Here is an 18,357-nt window from a genome sequence, read left to right as displayed (position 1 = left end):
CTTTAGCGCTTTTATGTACTCCATTCCTTTGCCTAATTATAGTATAGGCTTGTCCCTTTGACAAGGAAATGCGGATACAAAAAATGCGCCGCCTGCGAGGAATCTCCCCCGGGCCAGCGCATGATGCCGCCTGCTTGTCCTGCCTTCTCAGCCGTTAACCGATTTCTTGCGAAGCGGCCGGCCGCCTTCCTTGCTTTTCGGATCGTCGACCATACCCATAATTTGCGGCGAATCGATTCCGAGAATTTGCGCGCATTCCTGCATGGTAATAATCCCCCGCCTATAGGCGGTGATCACTTTTCGCTTGTCCATTCGAGCCCTCCTGCTGCCGCCAGGCAATCCGCCTCAGACGCATTATATTCCTAGTATGGGATCGAATGGAAAGCTTTATTCACGTACGGGTTACACTTTGCGATAAAAGAACGTTTCCGCCGACTCCATCCCGTATTGACCCGGGTTGAAAATTTGCTCCGTACTGCCGACGAACAAGATGCCCCCCGGTTTCAGCGCGTTCGCAAATTTCTGATACAACAAATGCTTCGCTTCTTCCGTGAAATAAATCATGACGTTGCGGCAGATGATCAAATCGAAATTCGTCTCGAACGGATCGGTCAGCAAATTCCCCTTTTGAAACCTAATGCCTCGTTTCAAGGAATCGACGATATGGAACGTCAGGTTGTCCTGTTTGTAATATTGCTGCAAATATTTCGCCGGCACGTCGCGAACCGAGCGGTCGGAATAAACCGCCTGCTTCGCTTTGTCCAGCGCGCCTTCGTCGATATCGGTGGCGATGACGGTGCTGTCCGACAAAGCGTTCTGCATATCCAGAATCATCGCCAGCGTATAAGGCTCCTCGCCGGTCGAGCAGGCGGCGCTCCAGCATTTCAGCCTGCGCGTTTTCTTCAGCATCTCCGGCAAGAAGCGCTGCTCGAGCACTTCCCAGCGGTTCGGATTGCGCCAAAACTCCGACACGTTGATCGTCATCCGATCCAAAAACTCGTAAAACAACGCCTTGTCCTTCGTCATAGCATCGAAGAAAGCCGCGAACGTAGGGTAGCCCTTTTTCATCCGCAGGGTAGTGAGACGGCGCTTCATCTGGGCTTCCTTATACTGCGCCAAGTCGATGGATGTATAATCCTTCACTTTTTTGATGAATAAAAGGAAATCTTGGTCTTCCATCCCGTCAACTCCACCTCGTGTTTAAATCCACTTCTGAACGGCTTTCGTATAAGCTACGATTTCATCCGGGCGGAAGAAGTTGCCGATCTCGCGCTCCGCGCTTTCCGGAGAGTCCGAGCCATGAATTAAGTTTAATCGCGTATGTACGGAATAATCGGCGCGAATCGTGCCCGGCGCCGCTTCCAGCGCATCGGTTTTGCCGATCAGGCTGCGGGACAACGCGATCGCGCGGTCGCCCTGCCATACCATCGCAAACACCGGCCCGGACGTGATGAATTGAATTAACGGTTCGTAAAAGTCTTTCCCGCGATGCTCCGCGTAATGCGTCGCCGCTTGCTCCGGGCTCACCTGCAGCAGCTTCGCGGCTATCAGTTGAAGCCCTTTTTGCTCAAAGCGCTTCACAATTTCCCCAATCAATCCGCGCTCGATTCCGTCCGGCTTGATCATCAAAAACGTTCTCTCCATCCTAACCCTCTCCTCTCGATTGTTAAGCTGCGTCCTACCGGAGCTTCGCCCTTCCTTCGGTCCTTTGCTTCAATAGGTGCGGTTTCCTACGAAATGCGCAATGCCGACTAAATCCTTCTTCGCCTGAATGTCGGGCAATTCCTGCAAAACCCCGATCGCTTTATCGATATATTTCGAAGCGAGCGCTTCCGCGCGTGAAATGCCTTCGCTCTGCCGAATCATATCGAGAAAACGGCTGACATCCGTCTGACCGTCGCAAGCTTGAATTCTCGCCAACTCCTGCAGAAGATCAGGCCGGAGCTCCGGATTTTGCAGCGCGAAAATGACCGGGATCGTAATGTTGCCCTGCTTAATGTCGCTGCCCGGCGGCTTGCCGAGTTCTTTCTCGGTGCCGCACAAATCGAGCAGATCGTCGCGCACCTGGTAGGCCATGCCGGTGAAATAGCCGAACTTGTACAACAGTTTCGCCGTACGATCGGGCGCTTCCGCAGCCATCGCGCCAAGCTGGCAGCTGATCGCCAGCAATAAGGCCGTCTTCCGCTTGATGCGCAGCAAATAGTCGCGTACCGTCTGCTCGGTGTGATAGAAAAACCGGATTTGTTCCATTTCGCCGATGCTCATCTCGACAAGCGCCTTGGACATAATCTGATGGATAGCCGGATTGGCCAGCTTCGTCACGATGCTGAGCGCTTTGGCGAATATATAGTCGCCGGTGTACATCGCAATCCGGTTGTCCCATTTGGTACGAACGGTCAATTGACCGCGCCGCGTGCTGGCGTCGTCGATCACATCGTCATGGACGAGCGAGGCCATATGAATCAGCTCAAGCGGGACTGCGACATGCTTGATCCGTTCCAGATCGTACGTGCCGAACTTGCCGCCGAGAAGCACGAAGACGGGCCGTATCCGCTTTCCGCCCGCTTTGAGCAAGTGCAGCGATGCGTCGCGCAGCAGCGGATGATCGACGTCGATACTTCGTTCCAGCTCTTTTTCAATAACGTTGATATCTTTTTTTAATTTAGCGTATAAATCCAACAGTTTCATTCCGTCACCCGTGCTACCGAAGTATCTTCCCATAATTGCAGCGGAACTTCGTGATCCAGAAATCCGAGCTCCGCCGCATATTGAAAGTAAAGCTGCAGCCCGGCCCACTGCTTGGGTCCGAACTCATAACTAAGATTGGAGAAATAGTGATGCCAGTACTCGGAAGTGCCCCCGATCGCAAGCTGGGCTTCCCGAACGAGCGGAGTTAAGTCGGCGAGCGACTTGCGCTTGCTTTCCAGGAATGCTTCATAGATGGAACGCACCAGTTCCGGCTGTTCTTCCACCGTCTTCTTACGGATGGCACACACGGCGAACGACATCCATTGTCCCGTAAGGCGAGTCCACTCGGCTCCCAGGTCGGTCACGTAATAGCCGCAGTCTTCCCAACTCGAACGAATCGCATGATCCCCGATCAAGAGGCCCGCGTCGGCCATGTTCATCATCGTTTCCAAGATCGGAGCCTCATACACGTACACGGGTTCCACTTGATAAAACTTCTTAAGGATGATTTTCAACAAATTCACCGAAGAAGCCGAGGTTGTGGGCAGCGCAACGGTCACGCCGTCCAGCTGTTCGAGCGGCTTGCGGTGGAACAGCAGGATCGAATGCACGTGGCTGTACGCGCTGACCGACATGTCCGGAAACAGCAAACAATCGGCTGCCTGCTGGCCGTAGGCGAACGACGAAATCGGGCCGATGTCGATCTCACCTCTAGCCATCGCCTGGTTCAGCTGCGTCGGCACCTGCTGCAGCACTTCCACTTGATTCCCGAAAGCGTCCAAAGGAAAATAATGAAATAACGGCCAAACGTTCGTGAAATCAATTCGGCCGATCCGGATCGGCCTGCGGTTTATCGTCATGTGGCATACCCCATCTTTTGTACAATTGATGTTCGATCTCCATGCCGTCCAGCACTTTGCCTACAATAAAGTCGACCATATCGTCCATGCTCTGAGGGCCCTGATAAAAAGCGGGCATCGCCGGCAATATGCGTACCCCGAGGCGGGCCAGCTTCAGCATATTTTCCAAGTGAATGGCATGCAGCGGCGTTTCGCGAGGAACCAGAATCAGCTTTCGCCCTTCTTTCAGCATGACGTCTGCCGTCCGTTCCAGCAGGTTGTCCGATGCTCCGCTTGCAATCCCTGCCAAGGTGCCCATCGAGCAGGGGACGACCACCATCCCTTTCGTCAGGAAGGAACCGCTGGCCGTCTTCCCGCCGATATCCTGGTTGGGCGCATATTCAAGCGTTCCGGGCAGCTCCGCGAATTGCCGGTTCAGCGTGTCCAGCCGTTTCGAAGCATCCCAGCCGAGTTCTTCCTTCAATACCCGCCAACCGGCATCGGTTACGATCAAATGCACCGTTTCCCCTTGCGAAAGCAGAAAACGGCATAACCGTACGCCGTAAATCGCACCGCTGGCGCCCGTGATGCCGATAACCCAAGGCTTGCTCATGCCGTATGCACCACCAAATCAATGAACGTAAAGGCGAACATAACCATGCTTAAAGCGCTGTTCATCGTGAAGAATGCCGTGTTCACGCGGGTTAAATCGTTCGGTTTGACAATGAAATGTTCATAGAACAATAACCCGAACGAAACCACGACGCCGAGTAAATAAACCCATGTCAGCTCGGTTAAGAAAAACAGGCTTAACAAGCCTACGGCGGTAATGACATGGAACAAGCGCGCCAAAACCAATGCTTTCGGTATGCCGAACCGGCTCGGAATCGAATGAAGTCCTTCTTTCCGGTCGAACTCCGTATCCTGGCAAGCGTAGATCACGTCAAATCCGGCCAGCCAAAACATGATGGCGATGTAGAAGACGATAGCCGTCAGCGTGATCTCACCGGTGACCGCCACCCAGCCCCCGAGCGGCGCCAGCGCAATCGCCATGCCCAGAAACAAGTGACAAGCCCACGTAAAGCGCTTCGTATACGAATAAAACACCAGGAAGAATACGGCAACCGGAAGCAGCTTCATACAAATCGGGTTTAACTGTGCGGCCGCTATGAACAACAGGACGAACGAGAGAATAATAAAAATGATGGCTTCTTTCGAAGAGATCAGTCCTGCCGGAATGGCCCGCATGGCCGTACGCGGGTTGCGTGCGTCAAACACTTTGTCGATCACTCGGTTTAATCCCATCGCAGCGCTTCGCGCTCCGACCATCGCCAGCAAAATCCAGCCGATTTGGCCCCACGACGGAAGCTGCTGAAATTTCACGACCGAGCCGAGCAGCGCGCCCATGAATGCAAAGGGCAGTGCGAACAGCGTATGCTCGATCTTGATCATATCCATAAATATTCGGGTCTTTCTCCACATGTTGTTCAATCTCCCTCGGATCGTGCTGCCCCCTGCGGTTTCAGGCCGATATGCAGAGCCGCAATTCCCCCCGTAAGGGGATAGGCTTGAACGTCGGTTAACCCGGTTGAGCGGAAAATTTCCGCGAGCCGCTTATGATCCGGAAAGTGGATAAGCGATTCGGGCAGCCACTTGTATTGGTCGTAACGCTTGGCAATCAGCTTGCCGAGCAGGGGGAGAACCTGCTGAAAGTAAAAATAATAAATCGATTTAAACGGTTGCCATGTCGGCTTGGACAGCTCCAAAGAAACGACCATACCGCCCGGCTTGACGACCCGCCGCATCTCCTCGATCACTTTCACCAGATCAGGTACGTTGCGCAGCGCAAAGCCGATCGTCGCATAATCGAACGTATTGTCCTCGAAAGGCAGCTCCATGGCATTGCCCCGAACCAAGCGAATTTGCTTGTCCAAACCGATCCGCTTGATTTTGTCCGCGCCGACGTCGAGCATATTTTGACTGAAGTCGAGTCCGACTATCGAGCCGGTACCGCTCGCTTCCGCCAGACTGATCGTCCAGTCGCATGTCCCGCAGCATAAGTCGATCGCCGTGCTTCCCGGCTTTACGTTCATCTTGCGCATCGTAAAATTCCGCCAAGCCTTATGCCGGCGAAAGCTTAAGATGTCGTTCATCAAATCGTACTTGGGCGCAATGCTTTCAAATACGGAATGAACGAATTGTTCTTTCGTTTTGCCTTCCATCCTTGTCACCTCAAACTTCTTGTGTCGCCCTAGGCGCGTTCAAGAACGAACGGAATGTCTCGCCGATCGCTTGCAATTCCTTGCCCCACTTGTCGGGTTCTACCGTTTGCAGTTTGTCCTGCAGCTCCTTCATACAGCCTTCCAGCAGTTGATAGAGCTGTGGCGTCACCTTGTATTTGATCCAAATCGATCGCAGCTTCGCGGGATCCGGCTCGTCCGTCTGCAGCAATTTCTTCTCTTCCTTCGTCCCCCATTGCAGCACATGCCAAAAACCCCAGCTCTCCCGGTATTGCTGGGATGATTCGGAACGAATAATTTCCTGAAGCAGCACTTCGCAGCGCGTAAACAATCGCAGCAGATCGGCCCACATCGGATAGACGCCTTCGGCAAATAAAGCCTTGAACGATAAGAACAACTGGGTCTTCACATCGACCGATTGCTCGATGTAATCGTCGGCCGACAATTTAAACTGCTTCATAAGCAGGTAGGAATTCATCTTTAACCGGTTCGCTTCGCAGATCGCGCGCGAGATAATGCCGATTAAATCAATATGCCCCGCGTGAGAAAGCAAGTAATAAAAACGGCTGCTGAAATAGTCGCCGGCCAGCACCTTCAATTGACGCGACCTGGCCGACTTTATTTCTTTGTCGTCGTTGGTGATACTGACCGTATCGTGAGTGTCCAAGCCTAGCTGCACGAGACTTGTCACTAGCGTATAGAGCTCGCTGTAACCGGCAAGCGAGCTATGATTGTTCAAGAATGCGTACAACAGCCGCGCGCGCAATTCCGGAAAAACCGGCAAATCCGTATGCTGCCGGATCATGTCGTGCTCGATGTATGGTTTGGCGATTTCCGGTATCCGGTATGAATTCATATGTAAGCCTCCGAACCTTGCGTTAAATCCAGTTCCTTTAATCCAAATTATTATAGCATAAACGGAATCGTTTCGCATATTCACAACCGGCCGAAAAAATGACGGCTTCAGCTCTTCTGAAAAACGCGTTCCTGCCACTTCGGCGTATAGGTCATCCGGTAATGCGAATCGAGATAAGACTGAATCTCCTCGGCTCCCCTCGGGACGATTCTCGGCTCGCCTGCCAGCCATTTATCGCGGCGCGCGTCCGTGGCGACCAGCAGCTGCGGACTTCCCTGCGTTATCGATCCGTCGAGGACGCGGACAAGCACCTGATTGACGTTGTTCGAAGCCGAGAACATTGTTCTTGGAATTTCATATAAATCCTGCATCAAATCGGCGGAAGCCGTCGACTTCACGGCGAGCAGATCGATCGATACGATGCTGTGGCTCACTTCAACACGCCGAATACGTAAGTGCAGCGGCATCTTGGCGACGACATCTACGATATTCGACTCCGAGACGTTCACCGGTTTCTCCGTACGAAATACGCCAGCGCTTTCGTCCAGCTTCATGACGTATGATAAACCGACGGCAACAGCTGCAGCAACGATAGTCATCATAACAAAACGGGGGATCCATTTCATCACGGCTCGTTCCTCCTTAGGAAGGTAGACGACCGGCTGACGCTGCGCGCCTATAGGACGCTTACAACGGAGTCCAGCTGCCGCTTGACTCATGGCCTGTCTGTTATCATTGTACAACGAAAAAAAGCAGGCTATGCCTGCGCCTTCGAAGAAAAATTATTCCTGCGTGTCGATCGTGCCGTATTTCGTGAGAACGACCGCCTTGCCGCGGATCTTGACGGCTGACGTATGATCGGTAAATTGGGCGATCATCACCTCGCCTTTGTCCAGCTTTTCCGTATGATGAAACCGGGTATCCTGCCCGCGTGTCAACCCGATCACCTGCACACCGTTCTCTTTCGCTTTCACGATGAAATAGTCGTTTTGGTTCGTTTCCATCCCGCACGCTCCTTCAGCCCCACTATAGATAAGTTTAATCATGCAAAAAAAAAGCGGCGCTGTCAACCGCCGTTGTCCGCGGCCCGCTATGAGAACCGCCCGATCAGGCGGCTGCGGACTCGCTCACGTACGCTTTGGCTTTACGGTTGTAAGATCGCTTGATTCGCTCCGGCACGAGCTTAATCGCGAGCTTGATGAAGAAGTCGGCCAGCTTCACGGTGCCGTAAGCAAACGCCATCCCGGCGAGAACGTCAAGCACCCAATGAATTTGCAGGTACATCGTCGAGAAGATGATGGCGGAGCAGTACGTCACCATCATATATTTGAAGATGCGATCCTTCTCCCGAAGCGCAAGCAGGAGCATCGCAAACGAGATCGATGTGTGCATGCTCGGAAAGCAGTTCATAACATTGACCAGCAGATCGTTTTCGGTTGCGAACTGGCGGCCCAGCAAATCCGGTTGTCCCTTCACCCACCATACCTCGCGAAGCAAGATCAGGTTGTAGAACGGCAGGATCAGCGGGAACTGCAGCAGATGGCCCGATAATGCGTACGACATCATCTTCTTCACGCTCTTGGTCCAGTAGCTGCGAACGATGCAGATCCATAGCGACAGCACAAACCCGTAATTATAAACCCATACCATCGCCCGATCCAACAACGGATGGGTGAACGTGCGGGCCCAGCCTCCGCTGTTCAGCGGTATCGCGTTCATCTCGTCGTCCCAATTCCAGGGATGACGGTTATTCTCGAACATCCAGTTGGCGATTTTCCACCACAATCCGTTTCCGGAGCCGTAAAAGTAATATAAGATGCCAAGCAGCGGAATGCCGATCACGAAAAATCGTTTCCAATCGACATCGATTTGGTCTTTGCGCACCCCCATCAAACAAATGAGAAGCAGGATCCAGCATTCCGTGGTCCAATTGCCGACGACACCGATCCGCCAGACAAGAAAGATGGAAGCTAATATCCCGTACATCGTCCAATCGTTGGACCGGAGCCATCTTGTCCATAGATTCGTCTCTTTCAACTCTATAACCCCTTTTCCGTGAACAAATCCAGATCAGTATAGCAAATCTGCTGCGGGAATGCGTCATCAAATTATTGCATCATAAAAAACAGTTAAAGAAGACCGCCAGCCCCGGCGTATGCGCTCATACGTCAAAGCTGGCGGTCTTCTTTCGCTTGCTTTATCGGAGTAGCGGGATTCGAACCCACGGCCTCACCCACCCCAAGGGTGCGCGCTACCGGACTGCGCCATACCCCGTTCTACACACAGCACGCACGTTCCACTCGTGCATCACGATTATACTATGACCATAGCCATTCTTGCAACACTTTACCATCGATTCAGGCGGTCCCGTTGTTCGCCGATTTTCAGCAAAAAGGCGCTCGAATCGATTCGATTCAAACGCCTCGGGCATTGTGTTACGATGATGACTGAGGGTCGTCTTATGTAGAAGACGCAAGCTTTCGTCCGGAACTCTTATTGAATACCGTCACGAAGCGCCTTGCCTGGCTTGAATGCCGGGATTTTGCTCGAAGGAATATCGATTTCTTCACCGGTTTGCGGGTTGCGGCCTTTACGGGCGGAACGCTCACGAACTTCGAAGTTGCCGAAACCTACGAGCTGTACTTTGTCACCGTTTTGCAGCGCTTCGGAGATAGCTTCGAATACCGCTTCAACAGCTTTGGTAGCGTCCTTCTTGGACAACTCGCTGGATTCAGACACTTTATTGATCAAATCGGATTTATTCATGCGATTCACCTCCCCCCAAAAATAAGCGATCATCCTTTATTTCCTTTGTTAACCGTTTACCCGAAAAATATACATCAGATGTTAGTTTCTCCCTAACAAATCAACCTTATAGTAATACAGGAGTAGCGCTTTTTCAAGTAAAATTGCAAAAAATGCACCATGAGGGTGCATTTTCGCTAGTTTTTTATGCGTTTTCGTTACAAAATGATGGCGATCAAGCCGCCGGAACCTTCATTGATGATGCGCCCAAGCGTTTCTTGCAGCTTGTAGCGGGCATTATCCGGCATCATCGCCAATTTGCCCTGAATTCCTTCGCGTACGATGGAATGCAGCGAACGACCGAAGATGTCCGACTCCCAAATTTTAAGCGGATTGTCTTCGAAATCCTGCATCAAATAACGAACAAGCTCCTCGCTTTGCTTCTCCGTGCCGATAATCGGGGAGAACTCGGACTCCACGTCGACCCGAATCATATGAATCGAAGGCGCCGTCGCTTTCAGGCGAACGCCGAAGCGCGAGCCTTGACGGATCAGCTCCGGCTCGTCGAGCGCCATCTCGGCTAGCGTCGGCGGCGCTATACCGTATCCGGTCGTCTTGACCATCTCAAGCGCTTCGGCAAAGTGATCGTACTCGCGTTTCGCATGCGTGAACTCCTGCATCAGCTGCAGCAGGTGGTCTTTGCCGCGAATTTCGACGCCAACCACCTCCTGCAAAATTCGATCGTACAGCTCATCCGGCGCATAGAGATCGATCTCCGCCACGCCCTGACCCATATTCATGCCGGCTAACGCCGCTTTATCGATAAATTCGTACGCTTCGAAGTGCCCGACTACCCGGTCGACATCGCGTAATCGGCGTATGTCCTGCACCGTGTCGCGAACGGAATTTTCGAAGTTGGAACGGAGCCAGTGATTTTCCTCCAGCACCATGACCCAGCTCGGCAGATTCACGTTCACCTCATGAACCGGGAACTCGTATAACACCTCGCGCAGCACGGATGTAAAGTCGTCCTCTTGCATACTTGCGACGCTGACCGTTACGACGGGAACGTCGTGCTTGGCCTGCAGATCGCTGCGGAGCTGCAAAGCGCTGTCGCTTTGCGGTTTCGTCGAGTTTACAATGACGATGAACGGCTTGCCGACTTCCTTCAGTTCGTTGATGATGCGGTCTTCCGCGTCGATGTACGACGAGCGCGGTATTTCCGCGATTGTACCGTCGGTGGTAATCACTACGCCTAACGTGGCGTGCTCTTGGATAACTTTGCGCGTACCGATTTCCGCAGCTTCCTGGAACGGAATCGCTTCATCGAACCAAGGTGTGTTGATCATGCGCGGTCCGCTCTCATCCTCATACCCTTTGGCGCCCTCAACGACATATCCGACGCAGTCAACCAAGCGCACGTTGACGTTCAGCCCCTCCGCGACGTGAAGCTGCACCGCATTATTCGGTACGAATTTCGGCTCCGTCGTCATAATGGTACGTCCCGCTGCACTTTGCGGCAGCTCGTCGGTCGCCCGAATACGGTCGGCTTCGTTCTGTATGTTCGGAAGCACGATCGATTCCATAAAGCGTTTAATGAACGTTGATTTTCCCGTACGGACCGCTCCAACGACCCCCAGGTAAATATCCCCGCCAGTACGCTCTGCAATGTCCTTAAAGATATCCACTTTTTCCAATGAGAATCCCTCCTACAGGTTGTTTAAGACGAAACTCGTACACGATTCGGACTAGTACAACTATATGTTTGGCAGCTAAAAATATGATGACAGGCTCTATAAAATATTTCGATCACTCCCTGCTGTCCTTTAAATTCGCCCGCATATGCGGCTTATGGTTCATCCCTGACAAATATATGTTCAGTTTCAGACCGTTATTCTAGCTCCGCGAAAAAGAAAAACCCCTATCACCCGAATGTCAGGTTAATAGAGGTTTGCGATTTACGGCGTCGTAATCGGCGTCGGTTGTCCGTTTATCCAGCGGTAGGCGAGCGATCGTGCCGGCACGAAGTAAGATTCCTGAACGAGCAGGGCCCTGAGGTCTTCCTCCTTGGTCAGCTTCGTCTGCAGCTGCTTTTTGTCGATCAGACGCATGATTTCCGGGGCATAGTCGATCGTCACCGTACCGGAATCGTGCAGCAAGTACGAAAGTCGCACATTCGGCGAATAGACGCTGTGCACATCGGCAGGCTTACGATTCAACTTAGCGAAATCGATCGAATGGAAGCCCGGGGCCGCCGCATCGCCAAGAGGCAGTTCGCCCCCGTTTTTCGCTTTGTAATCGTCGACAGCCTTTTGCAGCTCGACCGTTTGCTGGAACGATATCAAGTCCATCATTTTCACAGTAGGTTTCGTTTCCACATCGACGAGCACGTACAAGGCGGTCCCCCCGTTCTCGAACGCATTCGCCGGAACCGAGCTTAAGTACGGACCTTTCAGCTTCTTGAAGTCGATCGGATATTTCTCATACAGCGGCGTCGTTTCTTCGCTGTTTTTGATCGGAAGCACGCCGGTCTTCGCTTTATATTGATCGATGGCATTTTGCACGACGAGCACGTACTCCCCGCTGGCCAATTGATTTTCTTTCCGCAATTCGTTCGGGTACATACAGCCGCTGATCCATAGCAGCAAGAACAGCAAGCCGCCGGCCCGCATCCAACCTTTCATCACCAGTCCTCCTCTTGTTGCTGATCCAGCAGCTTGCGGACCGCACTCTTCAACGGATCTTCCGGCACGGTCACGATCACCGGCGCTTGTCCATTCGCTTTCGCTTGGCAGGCGAGGCGGTATCCTTGCTCCTGAAGGCCGCCGAGTTTGTTGCGCTCGTTCGCATTCATCGGCTGCAGCCCGGTTTGCGCATCCGGATCAATGCAGACCTTGCACATCAAACAGGCCGCTTTGCCTGCGCAGCGTGTCCGTATGTGGACTTTCGCTCGCCGGGCCGCTTCGAGCAGCGTTGTGCCGGCCCTGGCAGGCGTCGACTTGCCGTCCGGCATAAACTTGATTTCAACGCTCACGGGTCCAGCCTCCTTCCCACTATCAAGATTCAAGCAGCGCAAATAGACGCCGGCGAAGCCGCTCGTCAAACCGATTGCGGTTCATCAAATCCGCCAACCCTGCAAGCTGCGCCTCGCGGCCCTCCCTGCGGCATGCCGCCGCAATCGCTTCATAGCGATCCGGACGTTCGCGGAGCACGTTGAATATAAGTTCGTGCACGAGGGGCATTAACCGCACGATGCGTCCGTTCCCAAGCGTATAGGTCCGTTCGAAGCGAGACGCCAAGTATTGCGCCTCGACCCGGTATTCGCTATCGTACGCGCGCACTTCAAACCCGCCGACAAGCTCGACATGAACGCCGTCCATGTCGTAGTGACTTAAGACGGAACGATAGATCGCCGTTTCGCTTTCTGCCTGCTCGTCCTTCGCATAAGCCGTCAACGCTCTGTGAACACCGCACGCGTCGTTGCGGTCGACGTATATGTCGAGGTCGCGCGGTTGCGCCGAGAGCGCAACACCCTGCAGCAGCAGCCCTGTACTGCCTCCAACGAGCCAAAGCGCGTCAAGCGGCCGAAGCGCGGCTTCCAGCGCTTCCAGCGCCGGTATCAACGGCCTGGCCATTACTTTCGGTTGTTCCCCATTTGATTTCAACGTCTCATCATCTTCCTGCTTAAAAATAAGGTTTGTGCGTGACGACAACCGTTCCGGCCTGCTTCAACTTTGCCTGGCAGCCGAGCCGGTACCCTTCCTCGAACTCCTCTGGCTCGAGATTATCAAGTTCTTCATCTGTCGGTGCGTTCAGCTGGTCCAGCCCCTCGCTTACGAGACAACGGCAGCGCGAGCATGTTCCGCGCACGCAAGAGAAGCCCCAATCGACTTCGTGCTTCAGGGCCATATCCAGTATCGTATAGCCAAGCTCAGGCTCAACCGTTTTTTTCACGCGACGTCCGTTCAGCGTAATCATCCCGTTCTCCTCCTATAACATCGATGCCATCATATAAACGAGGATCGGAATAAACAGCAAAAAGGAGATTACGGAAAGGATCACCCGCAATGCCCCGGTCGTTCGGGTGCGCGCATACGTAATCAGCAGCGAAGCGACGATCATCAACCCGATGGCGATGAAAGAAGCCCACATTTTGTCCAAAGAAGACATAACGTCAATTCTACCTCCAACCCAACAGCAGTAATATAGTTTCATCATATCATAAAAAAGGCACGAGCGCTCCGCATTCGCCGCTCATGCCATGAATCTGTAAAATATTCCGCTATTTTTTCATGATCATTTTCATCAGCTGTTCCATGTTGCTCTCGTTCATTTTGCTGCTTTTGATCGCCTGGATCAATTCATTCATCGTTTGTTCGGACACCGGCACGTTCACCAAATTGGAAACTTGCTGGATCAACTGCTTCAGCTGGGCATCGCTTTGCATCGTAGACGGCTTCACGCCGCTTGCCAGCTTGTAAATATCTTTCTCCGAAACGTTTTTGCCGGTTTTTTTCTTCACAACGCCGAGCACTTCTTTCGACATGTTTTTATTGGCCACGGTACAACCTCCTCAGACTGGAATAACGCCTTAGCCCTTATACACGCTAAAGAGAAAGTCTGAGTTATTATATGTTGGCGCGCTTCGGTCGGTGTAGGCGGAAGTCCTACCTGAACCAGGGCGTTTGCGAAGAATCGGCCACTTCTTCGATTTCGTGCGTCCGTCCGCGCCCCATCAAATCCTCGACGGCGGCACGCGGTTCCTTGCCGTCGAACAATACGTGATGCAGCTCCGTCGTGATCGGCATCGCAATGCCAAACCGCTCCGACAATCGGTAAGCCGCCTGTGTCGTCTTGACGCCTTCCACGACCATCCCCATGCTCTGCAGCACTTCGTCCAGGCTTAAGCCCTGAGCGAGCAGCGAGCCGGCGCGCCAGTTGCGGCTGTGCTTGCTGGTGCAGGTTACGACCAGGTCGCCGATGCCGGCAAGCCCTGCGAACGTAAGCGGATTCGCTCCCATAGCGGTGCCAAGCCGGGCAATTTCCGCAAGACCGCGTGTCATCAGCGCAGCCTTGGCGTTGTCGCCGAAGCCGAGACCGTCGGACAACCCGGCCCCGAGAGCGATAATGTTTTTTAGAGCGCCGCCAACTTCGACTCCGACGACATCCGGATTCGTATAGACGCGGAAATAAGAATTAATGAGAACGTCCTGCGCCTGTTCCGCCGCTTCCTTATCGATCGATGCGACAACCACCGTCGTCGGACATTGCTTGATGACTTCTTCGGCATGGCTCGGGCCGGACAAGACTACGATCCGGTTCGCATCGTAGTGCGGAAGCTCGTCGGCGAGTACCTCGCTCATCCGCTTCAACGAGCCGGCTTCGAACCCTTTCGTCGCATGGACGAGCAGCGTATCCGGTTGGAGAAACGGATTCAACTGCTTGGCGATTTCTCTCATCGCCGACGAGGGCGAAACGATGATAACCGCTTCCGCACCGGTCACCGCCTCTTCCATGGATTCGGTTGCGCAAATGTTCGGCGACAAAGCCGCATCGCTCAGAAAGCGGCGGTTCCGATGGTTCGTATTGATCTCGCGCACTTGTTCCGTGTTCCGAGACCATAACACGACGTCACGTCCGTTCTCCGCCAGTACGGAAGCGATTGCGGTTCCCCAGCTGCCGGCTACCAGAACGGCCGTTTTCGATGCTTGAGCCATCATTTATGCACCTCCGGTGTTGAGATTAGAGCTGTCTTCGGCCGCCGAGCTTGTTTTCTTGACCTTTTAACAGCTTCACAATATTGCTGCGGTGCCGGAACCAAGCAAATGCAAATAACAGCAGACTGAGCGCCAAAATTTCAACCGGTTTTCCCATCACGGCTAATAAAATCGGTAATAGTGCGGTAAACAGAAGCGAACCGAGTGAAACGTAACGCGTGATTGCGATAGCCGCTATCGCGGCAATGCCGGCGTACAGCGACGGCAGGAACGCAAGCGTTGCCATAACGCCGATCGTCGTTGCAATTCCTTTGCCGCCGCGGAAGCCGAAAAATACCGGCCAATTGTGACCGACGATGACGCTCATACCCGCAAGCACTTGCACAAGCGGATCTCCGCCGCCAAGCGCGTATCCGATCCAAACGGCGGCGATTCCCTTCAGCATATCGAGCAGCAGCACCGCGATGCCCGGACCTTTGCCGAGAACCCGCAGCGTATTCGTCGCCCCGGCGTTCCCGCTGCCGTGCTGCCGGATATCGATGCCCTTCAACCATTTGCCTGCCAAGAAGCTAAAGCTGATCGACCCGAGCAAATAACCGATCACTATCGAAACCCATCCCCACACTGGAGTCACTCCCGTCAATCCTCCTCTGACTTGCGTCTGCTGAAGATGCGCAGAGGCGTGCCCTCAAAGCCGAACGCGGCACGGATCTTATTCTCCAGGTAACGCTCGTAAGAGAAATGCATCAGCTCCGGATCGTTGACGAACAAAATGATTGTCGGAGGCTTGACGGACACCTGCGTCGCATAGTTGATGCGCAAACGTCTGCCCTTATCCGTCGGAGGCGAGTTGATGGCCACCGCATCCGATATAACGTCGTTTAACACATGGGTCGGGATGCGCAGAGCGTGCTGCTCGGCGACCTGATCAACGACCGGAAGCAGCTTGTGCAGCTTTTGCTTCGTTTTGGCGGACAAATAAACGACCGGCGCATAGGTCATAAAGAGGAAATGATCGCGAATTTTTTGCGTGAATTGGTGCATCGTCTTATCGTCCTTCTCCACGACATCCCATTTGTTCACGACGAAAATCGCCGCTTTGCCCGCTTCATGCGCATAACCGGCAATATGCTTATCCTGTTCGATAATTCCTTCTTCGCCATTGAACACGACAAGCACGACATCGGCTCTTTCGATCGCCTTCATCGCCCGCATGACGCTGTATTTCTCCGTCGTTTCGTACACCTTGCCGCGCTTGCGCATACCGGCCGTGTCGATAATGACGTACTTTTGACCGTCTTTCTCGAACGGGGTGTCGATCGCGTCACGGGTCGTGCCGGCGACATCGCTGACGATAACCCGTTCTTCGCCAAGAATCGCATTCACGAGCGACGATTTACCGACATTCGGGCGGCCGATCAGCGCAACCTTAATGACGTCTTCCCCGTATTCCTCGTCTTGCGAATCCGGAAAGTGTTTGGTCACAGCCTCCAGCAAGTCGCCGATCCCGGTGCCGTGAGAGCCGGAGATCCCGATGATTTCACCGAAGCCGAGGCTGTAAAACTCATAAATATCGTCGACGCGCTGCAAATTGTCCACTTTGTTGACGGCGACGACAACGGGTTTCTTCGCCCGGTACAACAGTTCGGCCACCTCGCTGTCAGCCGCTGTCATACCCGTTTTGGCGTCTACCATAAAGACGATGACGTCCGCTTCCTCGATCGCCAGCTCCGCTTGCATCCGGACGGACCGCAGAATCTCGTCCTCGCCTTCGATCTCGATCCCCCCGGTATCAATGATGCTGAACTCTTTATCTAACCATTCCCCGCGTCCGTACAAACGGTCGCGTGTGACACCCGGCTTATCTTCTACGATAGCTATTTTGTCTCCGATAATCCGATTGAAGATCGTCGATTTGCCGACATTCGGTCGGCCGACGATCGCAACGACTGGCCTTGCCATGAACTTCATTCCCTTCGTAACCACACACTGAATATGTCTAAAGCGATGCAAATCTGCCGTTTTCGCGCACGCAATTGAGCATTTTGGGCTTTGATATTATATCAAAATATAGGATACAAGTAAAACATGGAAAGGACGGGCTATTCCTTCCCTCCGCTATGCTTGACGATAATCATCGTGCCGTTCTGTAGATCGTGCGCCGATGCATCCAATATTTTTTCCAGCTTAAATGCCGTTTGCTGCTGATCCTGTTCATTCTCGGCTACGAAAATCGGAGCGCCCCCGCCGACTTTCTCCTTATGCAGCGTGACAACCGCCATGATTTGCCCCATCACACCCCCGCCTTTCCGTTATGTTCCTGCACATCCGCTTCGCTCGGCATGCGAACCGCGCTTTCCAGAATCGGAGAGCGCAATGCGACGCGGCGGGCTTTCTCGGCATCTTGCTCCTGCGGCAATATGAGCACCGCCAGCCTGCCGTCCTTCATGTCCAGCTTGGCGAGAGGCACCAAAGAAGGTTCGCCTTCGTCTCGATATACGCCCATAATCGTGGAGACGTCATGCAATATCGCCTGCCTTTGCCCCGGATTGGCGAGCGTCACTCGCGCATTTTTGTTTTTCGGCGTAAATACGAGTCCAAGCGCGCGTTCGCGTATGACGTTCTGGGTGTCTTGGAGCCCAACGTTCATGATGTAGATGTCGTCGACGAATAAATTCGGGCCGTCCAAACGCACGTGACCTAGCGACACATCCGCGATGTGTGCAAGATTTTTACCCGTCTTGAAATATTGGGTGATCGTCATGGCGGCTGCACCCGCGACAAATCCCCAATACCAGGGCACGATGATGCTGAAGAACGCGGTCGTAAACGCCGTGAAGATCACTAAATAGTTGCGCCCCTCGAACACCATTGCGATCCCTTCAATATAAGTGGATCCGCGGGGGACAAGCTCCATGCTGTCGATTTTGCTGAGGGTTTGCCGTTCCATGTTGCGGACGTCGCGGAATTGCTGTGCCGCCATGGCCAGGAACGTGATGGCCGTGTAGTTTTTTTCAAGCAGCGAGGGAACGGCCACAGCTCCCAGCCCGGCGGCAATGACGCCAAGCGAGAGGTGAATGATTTTGCCGTGCGGGTAAGTCGGATATTGCCGGTAATCGGTTCGCAGCATCGTCAACCGGGCCGCTATGCCGAATACCACCCCCATCACGATCCCCACCGTAAACTTCTGGTCTGCAATCCATGTCCACATGTCGCTGCCTCCTGCGCTCTAGCGATGATGTTGGTGTCGGCTCCCCCGTCTCAAGGCCGTC

25 protein-coding genes and 1 tRNA gene are annotated in these 18,357 nt (G+C 53.5%); all 26 read right to left on the bottom strand.

The features are described from left to right. Positions 1–147: 147 nt before the first annotated feature. Positions 148–312, bottom strand: a complete 165-nt coding sequence (locus tag FKP33_RS27190) for a hypothetical protein (RefSeq protein WP_164751817.1) — start codon at positions 310–312, stop codon at positions 148–150. Between the two features lie 90 nt (positions 313–402). Continuing rightward, positions 403–1,179, bottom strand: a complete 777-nt coding sequence (locus tag FKP33_RS13750; protein WP_127607962.1) for a CheR family methyltransferase — start codon at positions 1,177–1,179, stop codon at positions 403–405. Between the two features lie 21 nt (positions 1,180–1,200). Beyond that, entirely contained in the window at positions 1,201–1,644 is a 444-nt protein-coding gene (ndk, locus tag FKP33_RS13745; RefSeq protein WP_054797271.1) for a nucleoside-diphosphate kinase, read from the bottom strand. A gap of 69 nt (positions 1,645–1,713) precedes the next feature. Continuing rightward, on the bottom strand, positions 1,714–2,688 hold the full coding sequence (locus FKP33_RS13740; RefSeq protein WP_141335476.1) for a polyprenyl synthetase family protein: 975 nt from the start codon (positions 2,686–2,688) through the stop codon (positions 1,714–1,716). After that, positions 2,685–3,548 carry a menaquinone biosynthesis protein gene (locus FKP33_RS13735; RefSeq protein WP_141335474.1) on the bottom strand — a complete coding sequence of 288 codons (864 nt, stop codon included), beginning with the start codon at positions 3,546–3,548 and terminating at the stop codon, positions 2,685–2,687. Before FKP33_RS13735 ends, FKP33_RS13740 begins: the two co-directional genes overlap by 4 nt. Beyond that, a complete protein-coding gene (locus tag FKP33_RS13730) occupies positions 3,508–4,140 on the bottom strand; it encodes a UbiX family flavin prenyltransferase (protein ID WP_054799574.1) in 633 nt (210 codons plus the stop codon). Before FKP33_RS13730 ends, FKP33_RS13735 begins: the two co-directional genes overlap by 41 nt. After that, positions 4,137–5,009 carry a UbiA-like polyprenyltransferase gene (locus tag FKP33_RS13725; RefSeq protein WP_127607959.1) on the bottom strand — a complete coding sequence of 291 codons (873 nt, stop codon included), beginning with the start codon at positions 5,007–5,009 and terminating at the stop codon, positions 4,137–4,139. Before FKP33_RS13725 ends, FKP33_RS13730 begins: the two co-directional genes overlap by 4 nt. A 5-nt stretch (positions 5,010–5,014) precedes the next feature. Then, a complete protein-coding gene (locus FKP33_RS13720) occupies positions 5,015–5,749 on the bottom strand; it encodes a demethylmenaquinone methyltransferase (protein ID WP_141335472.1) in 735 nt (244 codons plus the stop codon). Positions 5,750–5,759: 10 nt separating this feature from the next. Beyond that, complete coding sequence (locus FKP33_RS13715; RefSeq protein ID WP_127607957.1) at positions 5,760–6,623, bottom strand: heptaprenyl diphosphate synthase component 1; 864 nt, start codon at positions 6,621–6,623, stop codon at positions 5,760–5,762. 107 nt (positions 6,624–6,730) lie between these two features. Beyond that, a complete protein-coding gene (locus FKP33_RS13710; protein WP_127607998.1) occupies positions 6,731–7,249 on the bottom strand; it encodes a hypothetical protein in 519 nt (172 codons plus the stop codon). A gap of 156 nt (positions 7,250–7,405) precedes the next feature. Beyond that, entirely contained in the window at positions 7,406–7,627 is a 222-nt protein-coding gene (gene mtrB / locus FKP33_RS13705; RefSeq protein ID WP_054799575.1) for a trp RNA-binding attenuation protein MtrB, read from the bottom strand. Between the two features lie 103 nt (positions 7,628–7,730). Beyond that, entirely contained in the window at positions 7,731–8,660 is a 930-nt protein-coding gene (locus FKP33_RS13700; RefSeq protein WP_054799576.1) for a phosphatase PAP2 family protein, read from the bottom strand. A gap of 163 nt (positions 8,661–8,823) precedes the next feature. Next, a tRNA-Pro gene (locus FKP33_RS13695) sits at positions 8,824–8,897 on the bottom strand. Between the two features lie 219 nt (positions 8,898–9,116). Then, positions 9,117–9,389: an HU family DNA-binding protein gene (locus FKP33_RS13690; RefSeq protein WP_054797290.1), complete on the bottom strand. Its 273-nt coding sequence runs from the start codon at positions 9,387–9,389 to the stop codon at positions 9,117–9,119. Between the two features lie 197 nt (positions 9,390–9,586). Then, complete coding sequence (gene spoIVA / locus FKP33_RS13685; RefSeq protein ID WP_054799577.1) at positions 9,587–11,065, bottom strand: stage IV sporulation protein A; 1,479 nt, start codon at positions 11,063–11,065, stop codon at positions 9,587–9,589. A gap of 261 nt (positions 11,066–11,326) precedes the next feature. After that, entirely contained in the window at positions 11,327–12,052 is a 726-nt protein-coding gene (locus tag FKP33_RS13680) for a hypothetical protein (RefSeq protein WP_141335470.1), read from the bottom strand. After that, complete coding sequence (locus FKP33_RS13675) at positions 12,052–12,402, bottom strand: 2Fe-2S iron-sulfur cluster-binding protein (RefSeq protein WP_244932946.1); 351 nt, start codon at positions 12,400–12,402, stop codon at positions 12,052–12,054. Before FKP33_RS13675 ends, FKP33_RS13680 begins: the two co-directional genes overlap by 1 nt. Before the next feature lie 22 nt (positions 12,403–12,424). Continuing rightward, positions 12,425–13,033 carry a nucleotidyltransferase family protein gene (locus tag FKP33_RS13670; protein ID WP_258313446.1) on the bottom strand — a complete coding sequence of 203 codons (609 nt, stop codon included), beginning with the start codon at positions 13,031–13,033 and terminating at the stop codon, positions 12,425–12,427. 19 nt (positions 13,034–13,052) lie between these two features. After that, positions 13,053–13,346: a 2Fe-2S iron-sulfur cluster-binding protein gene (locus tag FKP33_RS13665; RefSeq protein WP_127607955.1), complete on the bottom strand. Its 294-nt coding sequence runs from the start codon at positions 13,344–13,346 to the stop codon at positions 13,053–13,055. Positions 13,347–13,358: 12 nt separating this feature from the next. Continuing rightward, a complete protein-coding gene (locus FKP33_RS13660; protein ID WP_127607954.1) occupies positions 13,359–13,538 on the bottom strand; it encodes a DUF2768 family protein in 180 nt (59 codons plus the stop codon). A 112-nt stretch (positions 13,539–13,650) separates the two neighbouring features. Next, positions 13,651–13,914 carry a stage VI sporulation protein F gene (locus FKP33_RS13655; protein ID WP_127607995.1) on the bottom strand — a complete coding sequence of 88 codons (264 nt, stop codon included), beginning with the start codon at positions 13,912–13,914 and terminating at the stop codon, positions 13,651–13,653. 121 nt (positions 13,915–14,035) lie between these two features. Next, positions 14,036–15,085, bottom strand: a complete 1,050-nt coding sequence (locus FKP33_RS13650) for an NAD(P)H-dependent glycerol-3-phosphate dehydrogenase (protein WP_127607994.1) — start codon at positions 15,083–15,085, stop codon at positions 14,036–14,038. Between the two features lie 25 nt (positions 15,086–15,110). Next, complete coding sequence (gene plsY, locus FKP33_RS13645; RefSeq protein ID WP_372812979.1) at positions 15,111–15,719, bottom strand: glycerol-3-phosphate 1-O-acyltransferase PlsY; 609 nt, start codon at positions 15,717–15,719, stop codon at positions 15,111–15,113. A 5-nt stretch (positions 15,720–15,724) separates the two neighbouring features. Continuing rightward, on the bottom strand, positions 15,725–17,047 hold the full coding sequence (der, locus tag FKP33_RS13640; protein ID WP_141335499.1) for a ribosome biogenesis GTPase Der: 1,323 nt from the start codon (positions 17,045–17,047) through the stop codon (positions 15,725–15,727). A 140-nt stretch (positions 17,048–17,187) separates the two neighbouring features. Next, on the bottom strand, positions 17,188–17,379 hold the full coding sequence (locus FKP33_RS13635) for a capping complex subunit for YIEGIA (RefSeq protein ID WP_127607952.1): 192 nt from the start codon (positions 17,377–17,379) through the stop codon (positions 17,188–17,190). Next, positions 17,379–18,296, bottom strand: a complete 918-nt coding sequence (locus FKP33_RS13630) for a YIEGIA family protein (protein WP_127607951.1) — start codon at positions 18,294–18,296, stop codon at positions 17,379–17,381. The genes FKP33_RS13635 and FKP33_RS13630 overlap by 1 nt, the downstream gene beginning before the upstream one ends. Positions 18,297–18,357 lie beyond the last annotated feature (61 nt).

Source organism: Paenibacillus sp. tmac-D7 (assembly GCF_006519665.1).
Taxonomy (GTDB): Bacteria; Bacillota; Bacilli; order Paenibacillales; family NBRC-103111; genus Paenibacillus_G; species Paenibacillus_G validus.
This window is presented reverse-complemented; position numbering and strand designations above follow the sequence as displayed.

What these genes read in the sequence shown, in the direction of transcription:
- FKP33_RS13715 (WP_127607957.1), bottom strand. Translation starts at nt 6,623, where the DNA reads ATGAATTCATACCGGATACCGGAAATCGCCAAACCATACATCGAGCAC.
- der (WP_141335499.1), bottom strand. Translation starts at nt 17,047, where the DNA reads ATGGCAAGGCCAGTCGTTGCGATCGTCGGCCGACCGAATGTCGGCAAA.
- FKP33_RS13730 (WP_054799574.1), bottom strand. Translation starts at nt 4,140, where the DNA reads ATGAGCAAGCCTTGGGTTATCGGCATCACGGGCGCCAGCGGTGCGATT.
- FKP33_RS13740 (WP_141335476.1), bottom strand. Translation starts at nt 2,688, where the DNA reads ATGAAACTGTTGGATTTATACGCTAAATTAAAAAAAGATATCAACGTT.
- FKP33_RS13655 (WP_127607995.1), bottom strand. Translation starts at nt 13,914, where the DNA reads ATGTCGAAAGAAGTGCTCGGCGTTGTGAAGAAAAAAACCGGCAAAAAC.
- FKP33_RS13650 (WP_127607994.1), bottom strand. Translation starts at nt 15,085, where the DNA reads ATGGCTCAAGCATCGAAAACGGCCGTTCTGGTAGCCGGCAGCTGGGGA.
- mtrB (WP_054799575.1), bottom strand. Translation starts at nt 7,627, where the DNA reads ATGGAAACGAACCAAAACGACTATTTCATCGTGAAAGCGAAAGAGAAC.
- FKP33_RS13665 (WP_127607955.1), bottom strand. Translation starts at nt 13,346, where the DNA reads ATGATTACGCTGAACGGACGTCGCGTGAAAAAAACGGTTGAGCCTGAG.
- FKP33_RS13725 (WP_127607959.1), bottom strand. Translation starts at nt 5,009, where the DNA reads ATGTGGAGAAAGACCCGAATATTTATGGATATGATCAAGATCGAGCAT.
- FKP33_RS13680 (WP_141335470.1), bottom strand. Translation starts at nt 12,052, where the DNA reads ATGAAAGGTTGGATGCGGGCCGGCGGCTTGCTGTTCTTGCTGCTATGG.
- FKP33_RS13735 (WP_141335474.1), bottom strand. Translation starts at nt 3,548, where the DNA reads ATGACGATAAACCGCAGGCCGATCCGGATCGGCCGAATTGATTTCACG.
- FKP33_RS13720 (WP_141335472.1), bottom strand. Translation starts at nt 5,749, where the DNA reads ATGGAAGGCAAAACGAAAGAACAATTCGTTCATTCCGTATTTGAAAGC.
- ndk (WP_054797271.1), bottom strand. Translation starts at nt 1,644, where the DNA reads ATGGAGAGAACGTTTTTGATGATCAAGCCGGACGGAATCGAGCGCGGA.
- FKP33_RS13750 (WP_127607962.1), bottom strand. Translation starts at nt 1,179, where the DNA reads ATGGAAGACCAAGATTTCCTTTTATTCATCAAAAAAGTGAAGGATTAT.
- FKP33_RS13710 (WP_127607998.1), bottom strand. Translation starts at nt 7,249, where the DNA reads ATGAAATGGATCCCCCGTTTTGTTATGATGACTATCGTTGCTGCAGCT.
- FKP33_RS13690 (WP_054797290.1), bottom strand. Translation starts at nt 9,389, where the DNA reads ATGAATAAATCCGATTTGATCAATAAAGTGTCTGAATCCAGCGAGTTG.
- FKP33_RS13660 (WP_127607954.1), bottom strand. Translation starts at nt 13,538, where the DNA reads ATGTCTTCTTTGGACAAAATGTGGGCTTCTTTCATCGCCATCGGGTTG.
- FKP33_RS27190 (WP_164751817.1), bottom strand. Translation starts at nt 312, where the DNA reads ATGGACAAGCGAAAAGTGATCACCGCCTATAGGCGGGGGATTATTACC.
- FKP33_RS13630 (WP_127607951.1), bottom strand. Translation starts at nt 18,296, where the DNA reads ATGTGGACATGGATTGCAGACCAGAAGTTTACGGTGGGGATCGTGATG.
- FKP33_RS13635 (WP_127607952.1), bottom strand. Translation starts at nt 17,379, where the DNA reads ATGGGGCAAATCATGGCGGTTGTCACGCTGCATAAGGAGAAAGTCGGC.